Source organism: Arthrobacter sp. alpha11c (genome assembly GCF_054149985.1).
Map to the genome: position 1 here is coordinate 4,062,393 of NZ_CP196747.1, position 15,471 is coordinate 4,077,863.

At 62.3% G+C, this 15,471-nt stretch carries 15 protein-coding genes; 10 read left to right on the forward strand and 5 right to left on the reverse strand.

Annotation, left to right across the window (positions count from 1 at the left end; translation table 11 throughout):
* Positions 1-14 precede the first annotated feature (14 nt).
* The gene (locus tag ACTAQJ_RS18875) at positions 15-1,166 is read left to right on the forward strand and encodes an FG-GAP repeat domain-containing protein (RefSeq protein WP_498698443.1); all 1,152 of its coding nucleotides are present in this window, start codon (positions 15-17) and stop codon (positions 1,164-1,166) included.
* 48 nt (positions 1,167-1,214) lie between these two features.
* On the opposite strand, the gene ACTAQJ_RS18880 is transcribed toward ACTAQJ_RS18875, so the two are convergent.
* Both ACTAQJ_RS18880 and ACTAQJ_RS18885 read right to left on the reverse strand, forming a co-directional pair.
* On the reverse strand, positions 1,215-1,976 hold the full coding sequence (locus ACTAQJ_RS18880; RefSeq protein ID WP_498698444.1) for an SDR family NAD(P)-dependent oxidoreductase: 762 nt from the start codon (positions 1,974-1,976) through the stop codon (positions 1,215-1,217).
* Entirely contained in the window at positions 1,976-2,884 is a 909-nt protein-coding gene (locus ACTAQJ_RS18885; protein WP_498698446.1) for a fumarylacetoacetate hydrolase family protein, read from the reverse strand. The genes ACTAQJ_RS18880 and ACTAQJ_RS18885 overlap by 1 nt, the downstream gene beginning before the upstream one ends.
* Before the next feature lie 145 nt (positions 2,885-3,029).
* Between ACTAQJ_RS18885 and ACTAQJ_RS18890 the strand changes: the two genes are divergently transcribed.
* The 9 genes from ACTAQJ_RS18890 to ACTAQJ_RS18930 all read left to right on the forward strand — a co-directional run bounded on the left by ACTAQJ_RS18890 (position 3,030) and on the right by ACTAQJ_RS18930 (position 11,530).
* The gene (locus tag ACTAQJ_RS18890; protein WP_498698448.1) at positions 3,030-4,328 is read left to right on the forward strand and encodes an L-fuconate dehydratase; all 1,299 of its coding nucleotides are present in this window, start codon (positions 3,030-3,032) and stop codon (positions 4,326-4,328) included.
* A gap of 42 nt (positions 4,329-4,370) precedes the next feature.
* A complete protein-coding gene (locus tag ACTAQJ_RS18895) occupies positions 4,371-4,901 on the forward strand; it encodes an ATP-binding cassette domain-containing protein (RefSeq protein WP_498698450.1) in 531 nt (176 codons plus the stop codon).
* Positions 4,795-5,904: a sugar ABC transporter ATP-binding protein gene (locus tag ACTAQJ_RS18900; protein ID WP_498698452.1), complete on the forward strand. Its 1,110-nt coding sequence runs from the start codon at positions 4,795-4,797 to the stop codon at positions 5,902-5,904. The genes ACTAQJ_RS18895 and ACTAQJ_RS18900 overlap by 107 nt, the downstream gene beginning before the upstream one ends.
* On the forward strand, positions 5,901-6,938 hold the full coding sequence (locus tag ACTAQJ_RS18905) for an ABC transporter permease (protein WP_498698455.1): 1,038 nt from the start codon (positions 5,901-5,903) through the stop codon (positions 6,936-6,938). Before ACTAQJ_RS18900 ends, ACTAQJ_RS18905 begins: the two co-directional genes overlap by 4 nt.
* A 71-nt stretch (positions 6,939-7,009) precedes the next feature.
* Positions 7,010-8,011, forward strand: coding sequence for an ABC transporter substrate-binding protein (locus ACTAQJ_RS18910; RefSeq protein WP_498698457.1), 1,002 nt, complete (start codon positions 7,010-7,012; stop codon positions 8,009-8,011).
* 95 nt (positions 8,012-8,106) lie between these two features.
* The gene (locus ACTAQJ_RS18915) at positions 8,107-9,399 is read left to right on the forward strand and encodes an alpha-L-fucosidase (protein WP_498698459.1); all 1,293 of its coding nucleotides are present in this window, start codon (positions 8,107-8,109) and stop codon (positions 9,397-9,399) included.
* A complete protein-coding gene (locus tag ACTAQJ_RS18920; RefSeq protein ID WP_431116975.1) occupies positions 9,392-9,706 on the forward strand; it encodes an L-rhamnose mutarotase in 315 nt (104 codons plus the stop codon). Before ACTAQJ_RS18915 ends, ACTAQJ_RS18920 begins: the two co-directional genes overlap by 8 nt.
* Complete coding sequence (locus ACTAQJ_RS18925) at positions 9,691-10,668, forward strand: aldo/keto reductase (RefSeq protein WP_498698463.1); 978 nt, start codon at positions 9,691-9,693, stop codon at positions 10,666-10,668. The genes ACTAQJ_RS18920 and ACTAQJ_RS18925 overlap by 16 nt, the downstream gene beginning before the upstream one ends.
* Positions 10,661-11,530 (forward strand): amidohydrolase family protein, encoded by an 870-nt coding sequence (locus ACTAQJ_RS18930; RefSeq protein ID WP_498698465.1) that lies wholly within the window; start codon positions 10,661-10,663, stop codon positions 11,528-11,530. The genes ACTAQJ_RS18925 and ACTAQJ_RS18930 overlap by 8 nt, the downstream gene beginning before the upstream one ends.
* 13 nt (positions 11,531-11,543) lie before the next feature.
* On the opposite strand, the gene ACTAQJ_RS18935 is transcribed toward ACTAQJ_RS18930, so the two are convergent.
* The 3 genes from ACTAQJ_RS18935 to ACTAQJ_RS18945 form a co-directional block, all read right to left on the reverse strand.
* The gene (locus tag ACTAQJ_RS18935) at positions 11,544-12,215 is read right to left on the reverse strand and encodes a FadR/GntR family transcriptional regulator (RefSeq protein WP_431116972.1); all 672 of its coding nucleotides are present in this window, start codon (positions 12,213-12,215) and stop codon (positions 11,544-11,546) included.
* Positions 12,216-12,398: 183 nt separating this feature from the next.
* A complete protein-coding gene (locus ACTAQJ_RS18940) occupies positions 12,399-13,910 on the reverse strand; it encodes an amino acid permease (RefSeq protein WP_431116971.1) in 1,512 nt (503 codons plus the stop codon).
* A 141-nt stretch (positions 13,911-14,051) separates the two neighbouring features.
* Complete coding sequence (locus tag ACTAQJ_RS18945; protein ID WP_498698469.1) at positions 14,052-15,467, reverse strand: aspartate ammonia-lyase; 1,416 nt, start codon at positions 15,465-15,467, stop codon at positions 14,052-14,054.
* Positions 15,468-15,471 lie beyond the last annotated feature (4 nt).

Below are 15,471 nucleotides of genomic sequence, written 5' to 3' on the forward strand. Positions count from 1 at the left end.
GGGGGAGGGCGGCCATGTCATCAAAGAACTCGATCATCAAAAGCATTGCGGCGCTGTTGTTCGGTCCGGCGCTCGTTGTTTCGGGCTTCGTTTCCCCAGCCCACGCTGCGGATGCGTCTGGCGTGAAGATCTCCGGTGCACCTATTGTCGGCTCGGCGCTGTTCGTTCAGGGTGCCCAGGACTACTTTTTGGGCTGCGGAGGGGACGGGGATCCTGGCTACTCCGTCCAATGGCTCCGGGACGGCCAACCCGTAGACGGGAACCCGCTCTACAACCAGAATCTCTACGTCCTGGAGAAAGACGACATCGGCGGGCGAATCTCGGCAATAGTCAAGGCTTCGCCCGGCAAGTGCCCGGGCCAGGAACTGGTCACGGAAGCAACACCGGCCGTAGCGCAGGGACCGGTGCGCGCGGCTGGCTTCACCGGCCGTGGGGTTTTTGAGCTGGTTGGCCGTACCCATGGCGGCGCACTCATGCTCTACCTCGGTAAGGACAACGTCAAAGGGTGGAAGGAATCCCGCTATGTAGGTCCGGGGTGGGGCTTTGTCACCAAGATCATTGCCCCGGGCGACGTGACCCACGACGGTATCGCTGACCTCATGGTCGAGAACACCTCGGGGACGCTCTACCGGTTCCCGGGAACGGGCGACGGAGGGTTCCATACGCTGTACCCGCAAGCCACCTGGGAGTGGCAGCCGACGGTTCTTGCGATTGGACCAGGGGACTTCGACGGGGACGGAATGAACGATCTCCTCGGCGCAGAGACGAACGGCGACCTTTACATCACCCCGTCCAAGCCTTTCGGCGGCTGGAGTGCTCGGGAAAAGGTCGGCCACGGCTGGGACGTCATGGACCTCCTGATCGGCCCCGGGGACTGGGACGGCGACGGCAACGTGGATGTGCTGGCCAAGGACAGGACCGGGAGGCTCTACTTCTACGGTGGCGATGGCCACGGTGGCTGGACCACCACTCGGCAGATCGGGCAAGGCTGGAATGCCTTGACGATGATCGGCAGTGCTGGCGACTTCAACCGCGACGGTTTCAATGATGTCCACGGCGTTAATGCCGCAGGCGATCTGGTGATGTACTACGGCGATGGCCGCGGCGGTTGGAAGGGTGTTGAGACTGTCGGTTGGGGCTGGAACATCTTCAACGGGCTCTACTGAAACGCCACCAAACCAGCCCCAACCAACTAGCCTCTACTGAACCAGCCTCTACTGAACCGGCCTTAGCCGCAGACCCTGCATGCCGCCGTCGACGGCCAGGGAGGTTCCCGACGTCGAACCGGACAGTGGGCTCGCGAGGTAGGCCACCGCGCCTGCAACCTCGGCAGGGTCTACCATCCGGCCGTGCGGCTGGCGGGCATTGAGGGCGGCGCGCTCAGCCGCCGGGTCAGCGGCGGAGTCCAGGAGGCGCCCCACCCACGGCGTGTCCACAGTGCCTGGGTTGACGCAGTTCACTCGGATGCCCTCGCGAACGTGGTCGGCAGCCATGGCAAGTGTCAAGGACAGTACCGCGCCCTTGGACGCAGAGTACAGCGCCCGCTGGGGAAGCCCGGCGGTCGCGGCAATCGAGCAGGTATTCACGATGGCCGCGGACGGCGACTCGCGCAGGTACGGCAGGGCCGCACGGCTGACGCGCGCAATTCCTACGACGTTGATGTTCAGGACCCGGAGCCACTCGTCGTCGTCGTTTGCGGCGATGTCACCTTGGGCGCCTATGCCGGCGTTGTTAACCACGACGTCTAGGCGGCCAAACTCCTTGGCAACATTCTCGACGGCGGTTCGCACCGAGGCGTCATCGGCCACGTTGCATTCCACGCCGAAGTGCGGGCTCGTTTCCGGTGTCAGGTCCAGGACTGCAACCCGTGCGCCACCGGCGGCGAGCCGGTCAGCGATGGCCGCACCAATGCCGGAGGCCCCGCCGGTCACGAGTGCTGCCAGGCCTTCGAATTCCTGGCCCATTGGGGATGCCATCAGGCGTTGATCTGGGCAGGGGCGGCGGAAACAGTCCCGGCCTGCGCGCGGTAGTATTCCTGCCGCTGGCGTCCCAGGCCGTCAATCTCCAGTTCCACCACGTCACCGGGCTGGATGTACGGGAATCGACCGGACAGGGCCACGCCCTCGGGTGTGCCGGTGATGATGACGTCGCCAGGCTCCAGGACCATGTACTGGCTGAGGTGGTGGACGATCGTGGCGGGATCGAAAATCATGTCCGAGGTGTTTGAGTCCTGGCGGGCTTCGCCGTTGACCAGGGTCCGCAGCCGGAGGTTGCTGGCATCCACGTCAGCCGCGGGAACCAGCCACGGGCCCAGGGGAGTGGAAGCGGGGAGTGACTTGCCCTTGGTCCACTGTCCGGCGGCTCCGGGGATCTGGTAGTCGCGCTCGGAGAGGTCGTTGGCCACTGCGTAGCCCGCGATGCATGCTTCGGCCTCATCCAAGGTGGAAAGGTAGGACGCTTCCTTGCCGATCACGATTGCCAATTCCACTTCCCAGTCATACTTTTCCGACGACGGCGGGATGGGGGCAGAGTCGAAAGGTCCGCTGATGGTGTTGGTCGGCTTCAGGAAAACCACCGGTACCTCGGGCGGCGTCGCCCCGGATTCGGCGGCGTGCGCGGTGTAGTTCAGGCCGATGCAGATGACCGAGCCCGGACGGGCCACAGGCGCTCCGATGCGCAGGCCTTCGGCTTGGATTTCAGGAAGTTCCGCGGATTCGAGGGCTGCACGGGTGCGGGTGAAGCCGTCTGAGGCGAGGAAAACGCCGTCGATGTCGTTGGTCAGCGGCGAGAGATCGAAGTACTTCTCTGTGCCGTCGGCGTCCTTGGCGATGACGGCCGGTTGTTCGTTTCCGGCCGTACCCAGCCTGGCGAATTTCAAGGTCATGGCTTCCTCCGTGCGTTTGGGACTAACATCCGAGCTCTAGTGTGCTGTTTCACTACATAATACGGAAATGTGACCCATTGACAAGGCAGACATCGGATGTTTAGCTCTACCTAGATCAACCGCCGGCTGCCAAGCAAGGAGCGCAATGAGCGTTATCACCGCAGTGGACACTTTCGATATCCGCTTTCCCACCTCGCAGGACCTCGATGGCTCCGACGCCATGAACCCGGACCCCGACTATTCAGCCGCATACTTGATCATTCGCACCGATGCCGGTGACGGTCATGAAGGCCACGGCTTCGTGTTCACGATCGGGCGCGGAAACGAGGTTGAGACGGCAGCCCTCGACGCTCTTCGGGACCACATTCTGGGCCGCAACGTGGAGGACCTCCTGGGAGACATGGGCGCCACCTGGAAGCTGATGGCCCACGATTCCCAACTCCGCTGGCTGGGCCCGGAGAAAGGCGTCATGCATATGGCCATCGGCGCAGTGGTAAACGCCCTTTGGGATCTGAAGGCCAAGCGGGCCGGACTGCCGCTCTGGGAACTGCTCGCAGACATGAGTCCGGAGGAACTCGTGGCGTTGGTGGACTTCCGATACCTCACCGACGCCCTCACGCCGGATGAAGCACTGGCGATCCTCCGGGCAGCGGAGCCGGGCAGGGAAGTACGCAAAGTGGCACTTCGCGCTGAAGGCTACCCCGCTTACACCACGACGCCGGGCTGGCTGGGTTACAGCGACGAGAAACTGACGCGCCTGGCCAAGGAAGCCGTGGCCGACGGGTTTGCGCAGATCAAGCTCAAGGTAGGCGCCTCCTTGGAGGACGATATCCGGCGCGTGGGAATTGCCCGTGCGGCGGTGGGGCCGGACATCCGGATTGCGGTGGATGCTAACCAGCGCTGGGATGTCCAGGAAGCCATCGATTGGATGGCCCATCTGGCGCCTTATGACATCGCCTGGATCGAGGAACCGACCAGCCCCGATGACATTTTGGGGCACGCGGCCATCGCCCGCGGCGTTGACCCTGTCCCTGTGGCTACCGGGGAGCACGTCCAGAACCGGGTGATGTTCAAGCAGATGCTGCAAGCCGGTTCCCTTCAGGTCCTGCAGATTGATGCAGCCCGGGTGGCAGGGGTCAACGAGAACATCGCCATCCTGCTGCTGGCTGCCAAGTTCGGTGTGCCTGTGTGCCCTCATGCCGGTGGCGTGGGGCTGTGTGAGGCCGTCCAGCATCTGTCTATGTTTGACTTCGTTGCCGTTTCGGGCACAAAGGAAGGCAGGATGATCGAGTTCGTGGACCATCTGCACCAGCACTTCATCACACCCGTGGACGTCCGAAGCGGCGTCTACTGGCCGCCGTCGGCTCCTGGTGCGGGCAACGAAATGGTGCACGAAACACTGGCCGAATACGCCTTCCCCGACGGCCCCGTCTGGGCCCGATAACGTACCGCGACAGCACGTGCACGCTCACAAGGAAGTGATCGCATGACCCAGCAAGCACCACCGCTGCTCTCCCTCCATGGAGTCAGCAAGACTTTCCCCGGAGTCCGGGCCCTGAACAACATGGGGCTGGAGCTTCGCCACGGTGAAGTCCTTGCGCTTGTGGGAGAGAACGGTGCCGGAAAGTCCACGCTGATGAAGCTTCTTTCCGGCATCTACACACCGGACAGCGGCACCTTTGAGCTGAACGGAACGGCCTTTGTGCCGGACAGTCCCAAGCACGCGCAGGAACTGGGCATCAGCATCATCCACCAGGAATTCAACCTGATGCCGGACCTCACCGTTGCCCAGAACATTTTCATCGGCCGCGAACCCCGGCGCTTCGGAGTACTGAACGAGCGGGCCCTTGAACCACCAGACCCAGGAGCTGCTGGACAGGATCGGGCTGCAGCTGAATCCCCGTCAGAAAGTGGGGCAGTTGACGGTCGCCAAGCAGCAGATGGTGGAGATCGCGAAAGCACTGAGCCACGATTCCAAAGTGATCATCATGGACGAGCCAACGGCCGCACTGAATGACGCCGAGGTGGCCGCCCTGCACCAGATCATCCGTGGGTTTATCTCTCCCGGCACCGGCGTCATCTACATCTCGCACCGCATGGACGAACTCAAGCAGATCTCGCAGCGCATCACCGTCATCCGCGATGGCGAGTACGTGGACACAGTCAGCACAGCGGAGACAACCATGAAGGAAGTCATTTCCTTGATGGTGGGGCGTCAGATTTCGGGAGAACAGCGCCCGACGGCGATCCCCGCCGAGGTGCGTAACGACGTCGTGCTTTCGGTTGAGGGGCTATCGACGCGAGCCTTGCTGCGGGATGTCGGCTTCGACCTCCGACGCGGCGAAATCCTCGGCTTCGCAGGGCTCATGGGAGCAGGTCGAACGGAAGTGGCGCGTGCCTTGGTGGGCGCTGATCGTGCCACGTTCACCCGGCTACAGGTGCGCGGCGCTGACGCGGCCATCGCCAACCCCGCTGCTGCCGCGAAGCTGGGCATCGGTTACCTGTCCGAGGACCGCAAGCATCTTGGCCTCATGCTTGAACGCGACGTGAAGGAGAACATCATGCTCTCTTCGCTCGCCTCGAATGCACCGGGTGGTTTCATCAAGGATTCGGCATTGCGCCGGACTGCTGAGGAATACAGCAGGAAGCTGCGGATCAAAACGCCATCCATCCACCAGCTGGCACGCAATCTCTCCGGCGGCAACCAGCAGAAGATCGTGATCGCCAAGTGGCTGGTCAAGGACTGCGACATTCTCATCTTTGATGAACCCACACGCGGAATCGACGTTGGTGCCAAGGAGGAAATTTACCGGCTCCTTAATGAACTGGCCGCCGGTGGGAAATCGATCATCATGATTTCCTCGGAGCTTCCCGAGATCCTGCGCATGTCCCACAGGATCGCCGTCATGGCCGAAGGCCGGATCACAGGCTTCCTCAGCAACGCTGAAGCCACCCAGGAACAAATCATGGAGCTGGCCACCCGCCGCGCCATCGCCACACCAGGAGCAATGACAGCATGAGCCTTGTAGAGACCCCCGCGTCCCGCAACCAGGGTACAAAGCCCGGACCCGCCGAACAGAAGCCCGTACGTGACCTGGCTACCCGGTTCCGTTCATCCCTTCAACAGCTCCTGGCCTTCGGTTCACTCATTGTCCTGGTGATCTTTTTCGGCGCAATGAACTCACGGTTCCTGGTGCCGAGCAATCTTTCGGACATCCTGCTCTCCACAGTGGTGATCGGTTTATTGGCCTTGGGCGCGACGTTCGTGATCATTACCGGCGGCATTGATCTCTCCGTGGGCACCGGGATGAGCCTGTGCTCGGTCATGACAGGAGTGGTCCTGACCTATCTCGGTCTGCCACTGTGGGCCGGCATCGTTGGCGGCATCCTGATGGGAGCCGTGATCGGTGCCGTCAACGGATTCCTGATCTCCTTCCTGAAGATTCCACCGTTCATCGCCACCCTGGCCACCATGCTCGTGGCACAGGGCATGGCACTGGTAGTTTCCGGAACCAAGCCCATCTATTTCACCAGCACTGAAGGCTTCGCCAACCTCGCCCTCGGCAAGCCCATCCCCGGCCTGGTAGTACCCAACGCGGTATTCATCTTCTTCGCAGTGGCCGTACTGGCCGGGCTTGTCATGAGCAAGACGCTCTTGGGCCGTTATACCTTTTCCATCGGCTCCAACGAGGAAGCCACAGCACTTTCCGGCATCAACGTGCGGAACTGGAAGTTGTGGATTTACACGGCTGCGGGAGCTTTCACAGGCCTGGCTGGAGTCATCATTGCAGCCCGCCTGAACTCCGCCCAGCCGGGGCAGGGCATGGGCTACGAACTGCAGGCGATTGCCGCCGTCGTGATCGGTGGAACATCCCTGGCAGGCGGCAAAGGCTCCATCGTCGGAACAGTGATCGGCGCCCTCATCATGTCCGTCCTGACCAACGGGCTGCGCATCATCTCCGTGCCGCAGGAATGGCAGAACGTGGCAATCGGTGTCGTGATCCTCGTAGCGGTCTATCTGGACATGCTGCGCAGGAAGGAGACCGCCAAATAGCCTCTGCGCTTCCGCTCCAACCACCCGCATCCTCTCCAGAACGCATCCTCAGAAAAAGGGAGTCTTCAATCGTGAGCAAGTCCATCCACAACCGCCGTTCCTTCCTTACCCTCACCGGCCTCGCCCTCGGTGCCGTCGCTATCGCCGGCTGCGAGGCACCGGCCGGATCTGCCACCGCCAGCGGAGCAGCAGCAGACGGCGCCAAGCCGTACATCGCCGTCGTGTCCAAAGGCTTCCAACACCAGTTCTGGCAGGCAGTAAAGCAAGGAGCGGACAAGGCTGCCAAGGAATTCAACGTCGATATCAGCTTTGAGGGTCCGAACACCGAGAAGGACGTGGACCAACAGATCCAGATGCTCACCACTGCCTTGGGCAAGTCGCCTGCAGCAATCGGCTTCGCAGCGCTGGACTCACAGGCCGCCACGCCCCTCCTGGAGCAAGCCAAGAGCAAGAACATCCCCGTCATTGCGTTCGACTCCGGCGTTGACTCCACCATCCCGGCCACCACGGCCTCCACCGACAACAAGGCGGCAGCGGCCGAGGCTGCCAAGCACCTCGCTGAACTGATTGGCGGATCGGGCGAGATCGCCATCATCGGCCACGACCAAACATCCAAGTCAGGCACTGATCGCCGGGACGGCTTCAAGGAATACATCGAGAAGAACCACCCGGGCGTCAAGATCGTCGCTATCCAGTACGCCGGTGGCGATCAGCTTCTCTCGGCAGACGCCGCCAAGGCGATCATCACCGCCAACCCCAACCTTAAAGGCATGTACGGTACCAACGAAGGTTCGGCAATCGGCGTCGTCAAGGCCGTGGAGGAGCTCGGCCTCAAGGGCAAGCTGACGATCGTCGGCTTCGACTCCGGCAAGGCCCAAATCGACGCCATCAAGTCCGGACTCATGGCAGGCGCCGTCACCCAGAACCCGGTTGGCATCGGCTACGAGACAATCAAGGCAGCCGTTGCCGCAATCAAGGGTGAGAAGTTGCCAGGCAAGATCGACACCGGCTTCTACTGGTATGACGCCAAGAACATCGACTCCGAGACCATCAAGCCCAACCTCTACCAATAGGATCACGCTCGGATTGGGAGGAGCTTCGGCGTTCCCAATCCGGGCCTGACGCTCCAAAAAGGACCGCCAACTCCCGGCACACGGAAGGTATCCCGTTGATCCAGCACGCACCTTGGTTCGAAGAGTCACGCTTTGGCATGTTTGTCCATTGGGGCCTCTACGCCCTGCCGGCCCGGCATGAGTGGGTGATGAACCGGGAGGAAACCACTGTGGAGGAGTACTCCAAATACTTCCGGCGCTTTGACCCCGATCTCTACGATCCAAACGAGTGGGCACGGGCCGCGCGCAGGGCCGGCATGAAGTACGTGGTCCTCACCACCAAGCATCACGACGGCTTCTGCCTGTGGGACTCAGCCCTGACGGACTACAAGGCCACCAACACGCCAGCAGGCCGTGACCTGATCGCACCCTACGTTCAAGCGCTGCGGGATGAAGGGCTCAAAGTCGGTTTCTACCATTCGCTGATCGACTGGCACCACCCCGACTTCACCATCGATGGCGTGCACCCGCAACGCAACGCCACCGACGTCGAAAGCGTCAACGCCGCTCGCGATATGGCACGCTACCGCGAGTACCTCCATGGCCAGGTCCGTGAGCTCCTCAGCAACTACGGCACCATCGACTACCTGTTCTTCGATTTCTCCTACGACGAAGACGAACACGCCGGCTTCTGGGGCGCCAAAGGCGCCAAGGACTGGGACTCCGAAACCCTGCTCGCCATGGTGCGGGAACTCCAGCCCGACATCGTGGTCAACGACCGCCTGGGTATCCCCGGAGACTTTGTCACCCCTGAGCAGTACCAGCCAGCAGGTCCCATGATGGTCGACGGCGCCCCGGTCAGCTGGGAAGCCTGCCAGACGTTGAACGGCAGCTGGGGTTACGACCGTGACAACCTCAACTACAAATCCGTGGACCTGCTGATCCGAATGCTGGTGGATGGCGTCTCCAAGGGCGGAAACCTTCTGCTCAACGTAGGCCCAACAGGCCGCGGCAGCATCGACCCCCGGGCGCTCGCCTCCCTCGAAGGGATCGGCGAATGGATGCAACTGCACTCCCGCTCCATTTACGGTGCAGGAACATCCCAGTTCACAGCACCACCGGATACCCGCTACACCCAGCGCGGGAACCGGCTGTACGTGCACCTCTTCGCCTGGCCCTTTGAATACGTCCATCTCCCGGACCTGGCTGGCAAGGTGGAGTACGCCCAACTCCTCAACGATGCGTCCGAGGTCTTCCTGCAAGAGGTGGACCCGGGACAGCAAGCCATGAACATGACGCCCGGAGGCCAGCCAGCCGGAACCCAGACCATCAAGCTCCCGGTCCAGCGGCCCGACGTCGCCGTGCCCGTGCTTGAACTGTTCCTGAAACCGGGGGATTTCAATGACTGAAAGCATCGCCCTCCACACCCGCCTCAAACCTGGAACGGAAGAGGAATACGCCGATGCCCACGCGAACATCCCGCCCGAACTCGTTGAAGCACTTAAAGGAGCCGGCGTACGGAATTGGCGGATCTGGCGCAGCGGGCTGGACCTTTTCCACGTGGTGGACGTCGAAGACTACCAAGCCATGCGCCATGCACTCGCGGATCATCCGGCGAACGTTCCTTGGCAGGCCAGGATGGCCGAACTTCTTGAGGTTCAGGACGATTATTCCGGGAACGATTCGGGTATCCAGAAGGTATGGGAGCTGCCATGAACCTGGAACCACTTAACCTCGGCCGGCTCGGATTCGGTGCGGCCGGCATCGGGAATCTGTACAAGGCCATCCCTGATGGGGAAGCCTTGGCCACTGTCCTGGCCGCGTGGGATTCAGGAGTCCGCTATTTCGACACCGCACCGCACTACGGCCTGGGCTTGTCTGAGCAAAGATTGGGCGCTGTCCTCCGGGACAAACCCCGGGAAGAATTCGTCATCTCCACCAAAGTCGGCCGCCTGCTGGAAGCCAACTCCGATGCCGGCTCGTCAATGGCCGGGTCTGCAACGGACGAGGAAGGCTTCGACGTGCCCGCTACCAGCAGGCGCGTATGGGATTTCACCGAAGCCGGCATCCGGCGGAGTATCGAGGACTCCCTGGAACGCCTGGGCCTGGACCACGTGGACATCGCGTACCTCCACGATCCCGATGTCCATGATCTCCAGGCCGGGATCTCCCAGGCCCTTCCAGCGCTGGAGAAACTGCGCGAAGAAGGGGTGGTCAAAGCCATCGGCGTCGGCACCAACTCCTCGGAGGCAGCCCTGGAGTGTGTCGAGGCCGCCGACCTGGACCTCGTCATGCTCGCAGGCCGCTACACGCTGCTTGAGCAGCCCAGCGTCCCGCTGCTTGACCGCTGCGTGGAGCGCCGCACCGGCGTCGTGAATGTTGGCGTCTACAACTCCGGGCTGCTGGCCCGTCCCGAAGTCCCCGATGACGCGCATTACAACTACGACCGCGCCCCGCGTGAAGTGGTCGAGCGTGCGCGGGCGCTTGCCGCGGTCTGCCGGGATTTCGGCGTTGAACTTCCGACGGCGGCACTCCAGTTCCCGTTGCGGCATCCGGCCGTGGTGAATGTGACAGTCGGAGCCAGCAGACCAGAGCAGGTCACCTCGAACGCCAGCCGTATGCAGGAATCCGTGCCGGAAGAATTGTGGGACGCGTTGGAGGCTCTGGGGCGTGATTGACGCGCATCTGCACCTGTGGAACCTGGATGCCTTTGTAACCGGCGGTGTCCGACCCTACTCGTGGCTGGGCCCGCAGCACGGCGCGCTGTTCCGCAGCTTCGGGGAGGATGAGGCCGGAGAGGTCCTGGCCGAAGCGGGGATCAGGGGAGCGGTGCTGGTCCAGGCTGACGATACGGTTGCCGACACTGAGAGCATGCTCGGCGTGGCCGCGCGCAATCCATGGGTGCTCGGCGTCGTGGGGTGGATCCAACTGGACTCGCCAACCCAAGCTGCGGAACAGTTGGACGCGTTCGCCGCTCATTCCGTGTTCAGGGGAGTCCGGCACCTTGTGCACGATGATCCCCGCGACGACTTCCTTGACCTGCCCTCGGTACGGGAATCCCTCGCCTTGGTTGCCGCACGAGGCTTCGCATTCGACGTCCCCGATGCCTTCCCACGTCATCTGGGAGCCACTATCCGGCTTGCCCGCGAACTTCCTGAGCTGACTGTGGTCCTGGATCACCTCGGCAAGCCGCCCCTGGCGGACGCGACTGCGATGGACCTTTGGCGCTCTGATTTTCGAGAACTTGGGCGCCTGCCCAACACGGTGGCTAAATTGTCCGGCTTGCACATGCCCGGCGTGGAGTATTCGGACGATTCGTTGCGGTCACTGTTCGACGAAGCGTTGGAAGCCTTCAGCCCCGATCGCTTGATGATCGGCAGCGACTGGCCGGTCAGCACGCTCGGTGCGCCGTACGGCAGGACCCTGGATGTGTTGTTGGAACTCGTGTCTACACTGAGCGTCCCGGAACAGGATGCCGTGCTTGAGGCGACAGCCATTCGTACCTACGGGCTGCCGGTTAGGCTGCTTCCACAGGACTAGCGCTTTCGAGGGCTTAGAGCGCCTGCCGCAGCCAGTTCTCCACGCCGCTGATGTGGACTGTCACGAGCGCCCGGACCAGCTCGGCATCGCCGCGTTCCAAGGCATCGGCGATCGCGCGGTGCTCCGCAAGGGTGTGCGCCACGGCCTTTTCCTGCGTCAGGCCACGCCAGATCCGCGCACGAACCGTGCTGCTGGACAGGGCCTCCAACAGGCTCCCAAGGTAGTCGTTCCCCGCAGCTTCGGTAATGATGCTGTGGAATTCGAGGTCGTGGGCTACCAGTTCTTCGACGTCGGTGTTTTCATCGATGCCATCCATAGTGGCCCGGAGTGCCATGAGCTCGGCCGGACCGATCTTGCCGGCAGCGAGGTGGGCGGTGGCGGGTTCCAGGATTCGTCGGACCTCAAAGAGTTCCAGGATGGAGCGGTCCTGATGCAGGTCAACCACAAAAGCCACGGCTTCGTTGAGCAGCTTGGCATCGAGGCTGGTGACGTAGGTTCCATCGCCGCGGCGGACGTCGAGCACGCGGATCAGCTCCAGCGCCTTCACCGCCTCACGCAGCGAACTGCGAGAAAGGCCGAGCCGCTCGCTCAGTTCCTTCTCAGGCGGAAGCCGATCCCCGGCCTTGAGTTCCCCGCGGATCAGCATGTCCTTGATCTTGCCAATCGCCTCATCTGTGACAGCCATGGGTCCATAGTAGTCGCCAATCATCGGATGTTTGGCTTAGGCGCGTTCTCACGCATCTAGCCGTGGTTGTTCCCAGCCTTGGGAACAACCACGGCAACTTGGGTGCGTTAACCAACGACGGCGGCACTCAGGTTCCGTTGTTACGGAACCCGGGTGCCGCCGTCGGGCGCTGCTTGGGGCTTGTTAGGAGTCGCCGCCGCGCATTGGACGGTTCGCAACCACCGGCGCGCTGCCGGTGTAGCCGTCGCGCGTCGCGGCAAGCTCATGGATCTGCTTGCGGCACAGGTACCAGCCGACCACCATCAGTGCGCATGCGATCGCGGTGACCAGCATGGTGAGCGGGGAGTCGATGAATACCATCACCAGCACGCCCACCAGGAACAGGAGCGAGAGGTAACCCGTGTACGGCGCACCAAACATCCGGAAGGACGGGCGCTTGAGCCAGCCCTTGTCTGCCCAGCGCTTGAGTTGCATCTGGCACAGGACGATGGTGGCCCACGTGACGATGATGCCGACGGAAGCAACGTTCAGGACGATTTCGAAAGCCTGTGACGGGACGAGGTAGTTCAGCGGAACGCCGAGGAGCGAGACGCCTGCCGTGATGGCAATGCCACCGTAGGGGACACCGGCCTTGTTCATGCGCTGGGCAAACTTCGGGGCGGAGCCGGCAACGGACATCGAGCGCAGGATACGGCCGGTGGAGTACAGGCCGGCGTTCAGCGAGGACAGCGCGGCGGTGAGGACCACGAGGTTCATGATCACGTCCACGCCCTGGATGCCGATGGAACCGAAGAACGTCACGAACGGGCTGACGCCCTTTTCGTAGGAGGTGTATGGGAGCAGCAGCGCGAGCAGGATGACCGAGCCAACGTAGAACACTGCGATACGGAAGACCACGGAGTTGATGGCCTTGGGCATGATCTTCTCAGGGTTCGGCGTTTCACCGGCGGCGGTGCCGATGAGCTCGATCGATGCGTAGGCGAACAGCACACCCTGCATGAGGATGATCATGGGAAGGATGCCATTGGGGAAGATGCCGCCATTGTCAGAAAGGAGGCTGAAGCCAACTTCCTGGCCCTCCACCGGGGTGCCGAAGATGACAAAGTAGGTGCCCAACACCAGGAACGCCACGAGTGCGGCCACCTTGATGATGGCGAACCAGAATTCAAGCTCGCCGAAGACCTTGACCGATACGAGGTTCAGGCCCAGGACCACAACCAGTGCGATCAGCGCCCAGGCCCACTGTGGAACCACACCGATCCACGGGACGTATTTGCCGAAGAAGTTCATGTACAGCGCCGCTGCTGTGATGTCCACGATGGTGGTGGTGGCCCAGTTGATCCAGTAGAACCAGCCGGAAACGAAGGCTGCCTTCTCACCGAAGAACTCACGGGCGTAGGAAACGAAGGATCCAGACGAGGGGCGGTGGAGAACGAGCTCACCGAGAGCGCGGAGGATCAGGAATGCGAAGAAGCCACATACGGCATACGCGATGACGAGCGAAGGGCCAGCTGCGTTGAGGCGGCCACCTGCGCCGAGGAATAGCCCGGTGCCGATTGCACCGCCGATCGCGATCATCTGGATCTGGCGGGGCTTCAGATCCTTGTGGTAGCCCTTGTCCTCAGTGTGGAGGGCTTTCTCGCTGGCATGCGCTTGGGCCGGGACCGTGTGGTCCGTAATAGGTGGGTTGGTCATTGGAATCCTTAGGGGTGTCCTGTTGGGGGTGTCCTGGACGCGTCCGGTCGGGGGCCGGAGCGCAGGACAGGGCCTCGGGGGTGTGCCTTTATCGGGCGCGACGGCTCTCTTGAGCCGCTGGGCTTACTAGCCGGTTTCGGCTTACTTGCTCAGGTTTGCCAGACGTTCCGGGCTGAGCAGTTCCTCAAGCTGGGCAGCAGTCAACAGACCGTGCTCCAGGACGAGTTCTGCAACACCCTTGCCGGTAGCTAACGCTTCTTGGGCGATGGCCGTGGCGGAGGCATAACCGATGTGGGGGTTCAATGCCGTGACGAGACCGATCGACTGCTCCACGGTAAGCCGTAGCCGTTCGGTGTTTGCGGTGATGCCCCGGACGCAGCGTGCCGTAAGGGTGCGGCACGCTGCTTCCAGGTGGGAGATGCTCTTGTGCAGGCTGTGCACAATGATCGGTTCGAAGGCGTTCAGCTGAAGCTGGCCCGCCTCCGCGGCCATGGTGACTGTGACATCGTTGCCGATGACTTCGTACGCCACCTGGCTGACCACTTCCGGGATCACCGGATTGATCTTGCCGGGCATGATCGACGAGCCGGACTGAACAGCCGGCAGGTTGATCTCGCCCAAACCCGCACGCGGTCCAGAGGACAGCAGGCGGAGGTCGTTACAAATCTTGGAGAGCTTCACTGCCACGCGCTTGAGGACGCCGGACAGGTGCACGAAGGCGCCAACATCCTGTGTGGCCTCAATGAGGTCCGCGGACGTGATGAGCGGAAGGCCAGTGATTTCGGCCAGATGACGGCAGGCAGCATCTGCGTAACCGACGGGCGCGTTCAGGCCCGTGCCAATGGCGGTGGCGCCAAGGTTGATCTCGTGGATCAGCATGTGGGATTCGTCCAGGCGCGCCCGGTCCTCGGCAATGGTCACGGCGTATCCACCGAATTCCTGTCCCAATGTCATGGGAACGGCATCCTGAAGCTGGGTGCGGCCCATCTTCACTACCGTGCGGAATTCACGGCCCTTCTCGGCAAATGCCAGCTCGAGTTCTTCCAGGGCGAGGAGGAGTTCCTTCACCGAGAAGATCGTGGCGAGGTTCACCGCCGTCGGGTAGACATCGTTGGTGGACTGGCTGAGGTTGACGTGGTCATTCGGGTGCAGCTTTGAGTAATCGCCCTTGGGGTGGCCCAGGATTTCCAGAGCACGGTTGGCGATGACCTCGTTGGCGTTCATGTTGGAGCTGGTGCCCGCGCCGCCCTGGATCACGTCCACCATGAACTGTTCCTGGAGCATGCCATCCATGACGTCCTGGCACGCCTGATCGATGGCTCCGGCGCGTTCGGCATCCAGGAGGCCCAGCTCATGGTTGGTGCGAGCTGCCGCTTGTTTTACCGCGGCGAGGCCGCGGACCAAGTGGCGGTTGGTGGACAGGGGCTGTCCTGTGATGGGGAAGTTCTCGATAGCCCGCAGGGTGTGGACGCCCCAGTAGGCGTTCCCGGGAATATCGCGGTCCCCCAGGAGGTCGTGTTCGGAACGGATGGGGATCGCCTGATCGACGGTGGTCATAGCT

Coding starts and splice junctions, on each gene's coding strand:
- ACTAQJ_RS18875 (WP_498698443.1), top strand. CDS start 15: ATGTCATCAAAGAACTCGATCATCAAAAGCATTGCGGCGCTGTTGTTC.
- ACTAQJ_RS18880 (WP_498698444.1), bottom strand. CDS start 1,976: ATGGCATCCCCAATGGGCCAGGAATTCGAAGGCCTGGCAGCACTCGTG.
- ACTAQJ_RS18885 (WP_498698446.1), bottom strand. CDS start 2,884: ATGACCTTGAAATTCGCCAGGCTGGGTACGGCCGGAAACGAACAACCG.
- ACTAQJ_RS18890 (WP_498698448.1), top strand. CDS start 3,030: ATGAGCGTTATCACCGCAGTGGACACTTTCGATATCCGCTTTCCCACC.
- ACTAQJ_RS18895 (WP_498698450.1), top strand. CDS start 4,371: ATGACCCAGCAAGCACCACCGCTGCTCTCCCTCCATGGAGTCAGCAAG.
- ACTAQJ_RS18905 (WP_498698455.1), top strand. CDS start 5,901: ATGAGCCTTGTAGAGACCCCCGCGTCCCGCAACCAGGGTACAAAGCCC.
- ACTAQJ_RS18920 (WP_431116975.1), top strand. CDS start 9,392: ATGACTGAAAGCATCGCCCTCCACACCCGCCTCAAACCTGGAACGGAA.
- ACTAQJ_RS18925 (WP_498698463.1), top strand. CDS start 9,691: ATGGGAGCTGCCATGAACCTGGAACCACTTAACCTCGGCCGGCTCGGA.
- ACTAQJ_RS18935 (WP_431116972.1), bottom strand. CDS start 12,215: ATGGCTGTCACAGATGAGGCGATTGGCAAGATCAAGGACATGCTGATC.
- ACTAQJ_RS18940 (WP_431116971.1), bottom strand. CDS start 13,910: ATGACCAACCCACCTATTACGGACCACACGGTCCCGGCCCAAGCGCAT.
- ACTAQJ_RS18945 (WP_498698469.1), bottom strand. CDS start 15,467: ATGACCACCGTCGATCAGGCGATCCCCATCCGTTCCGAACACGACCTC.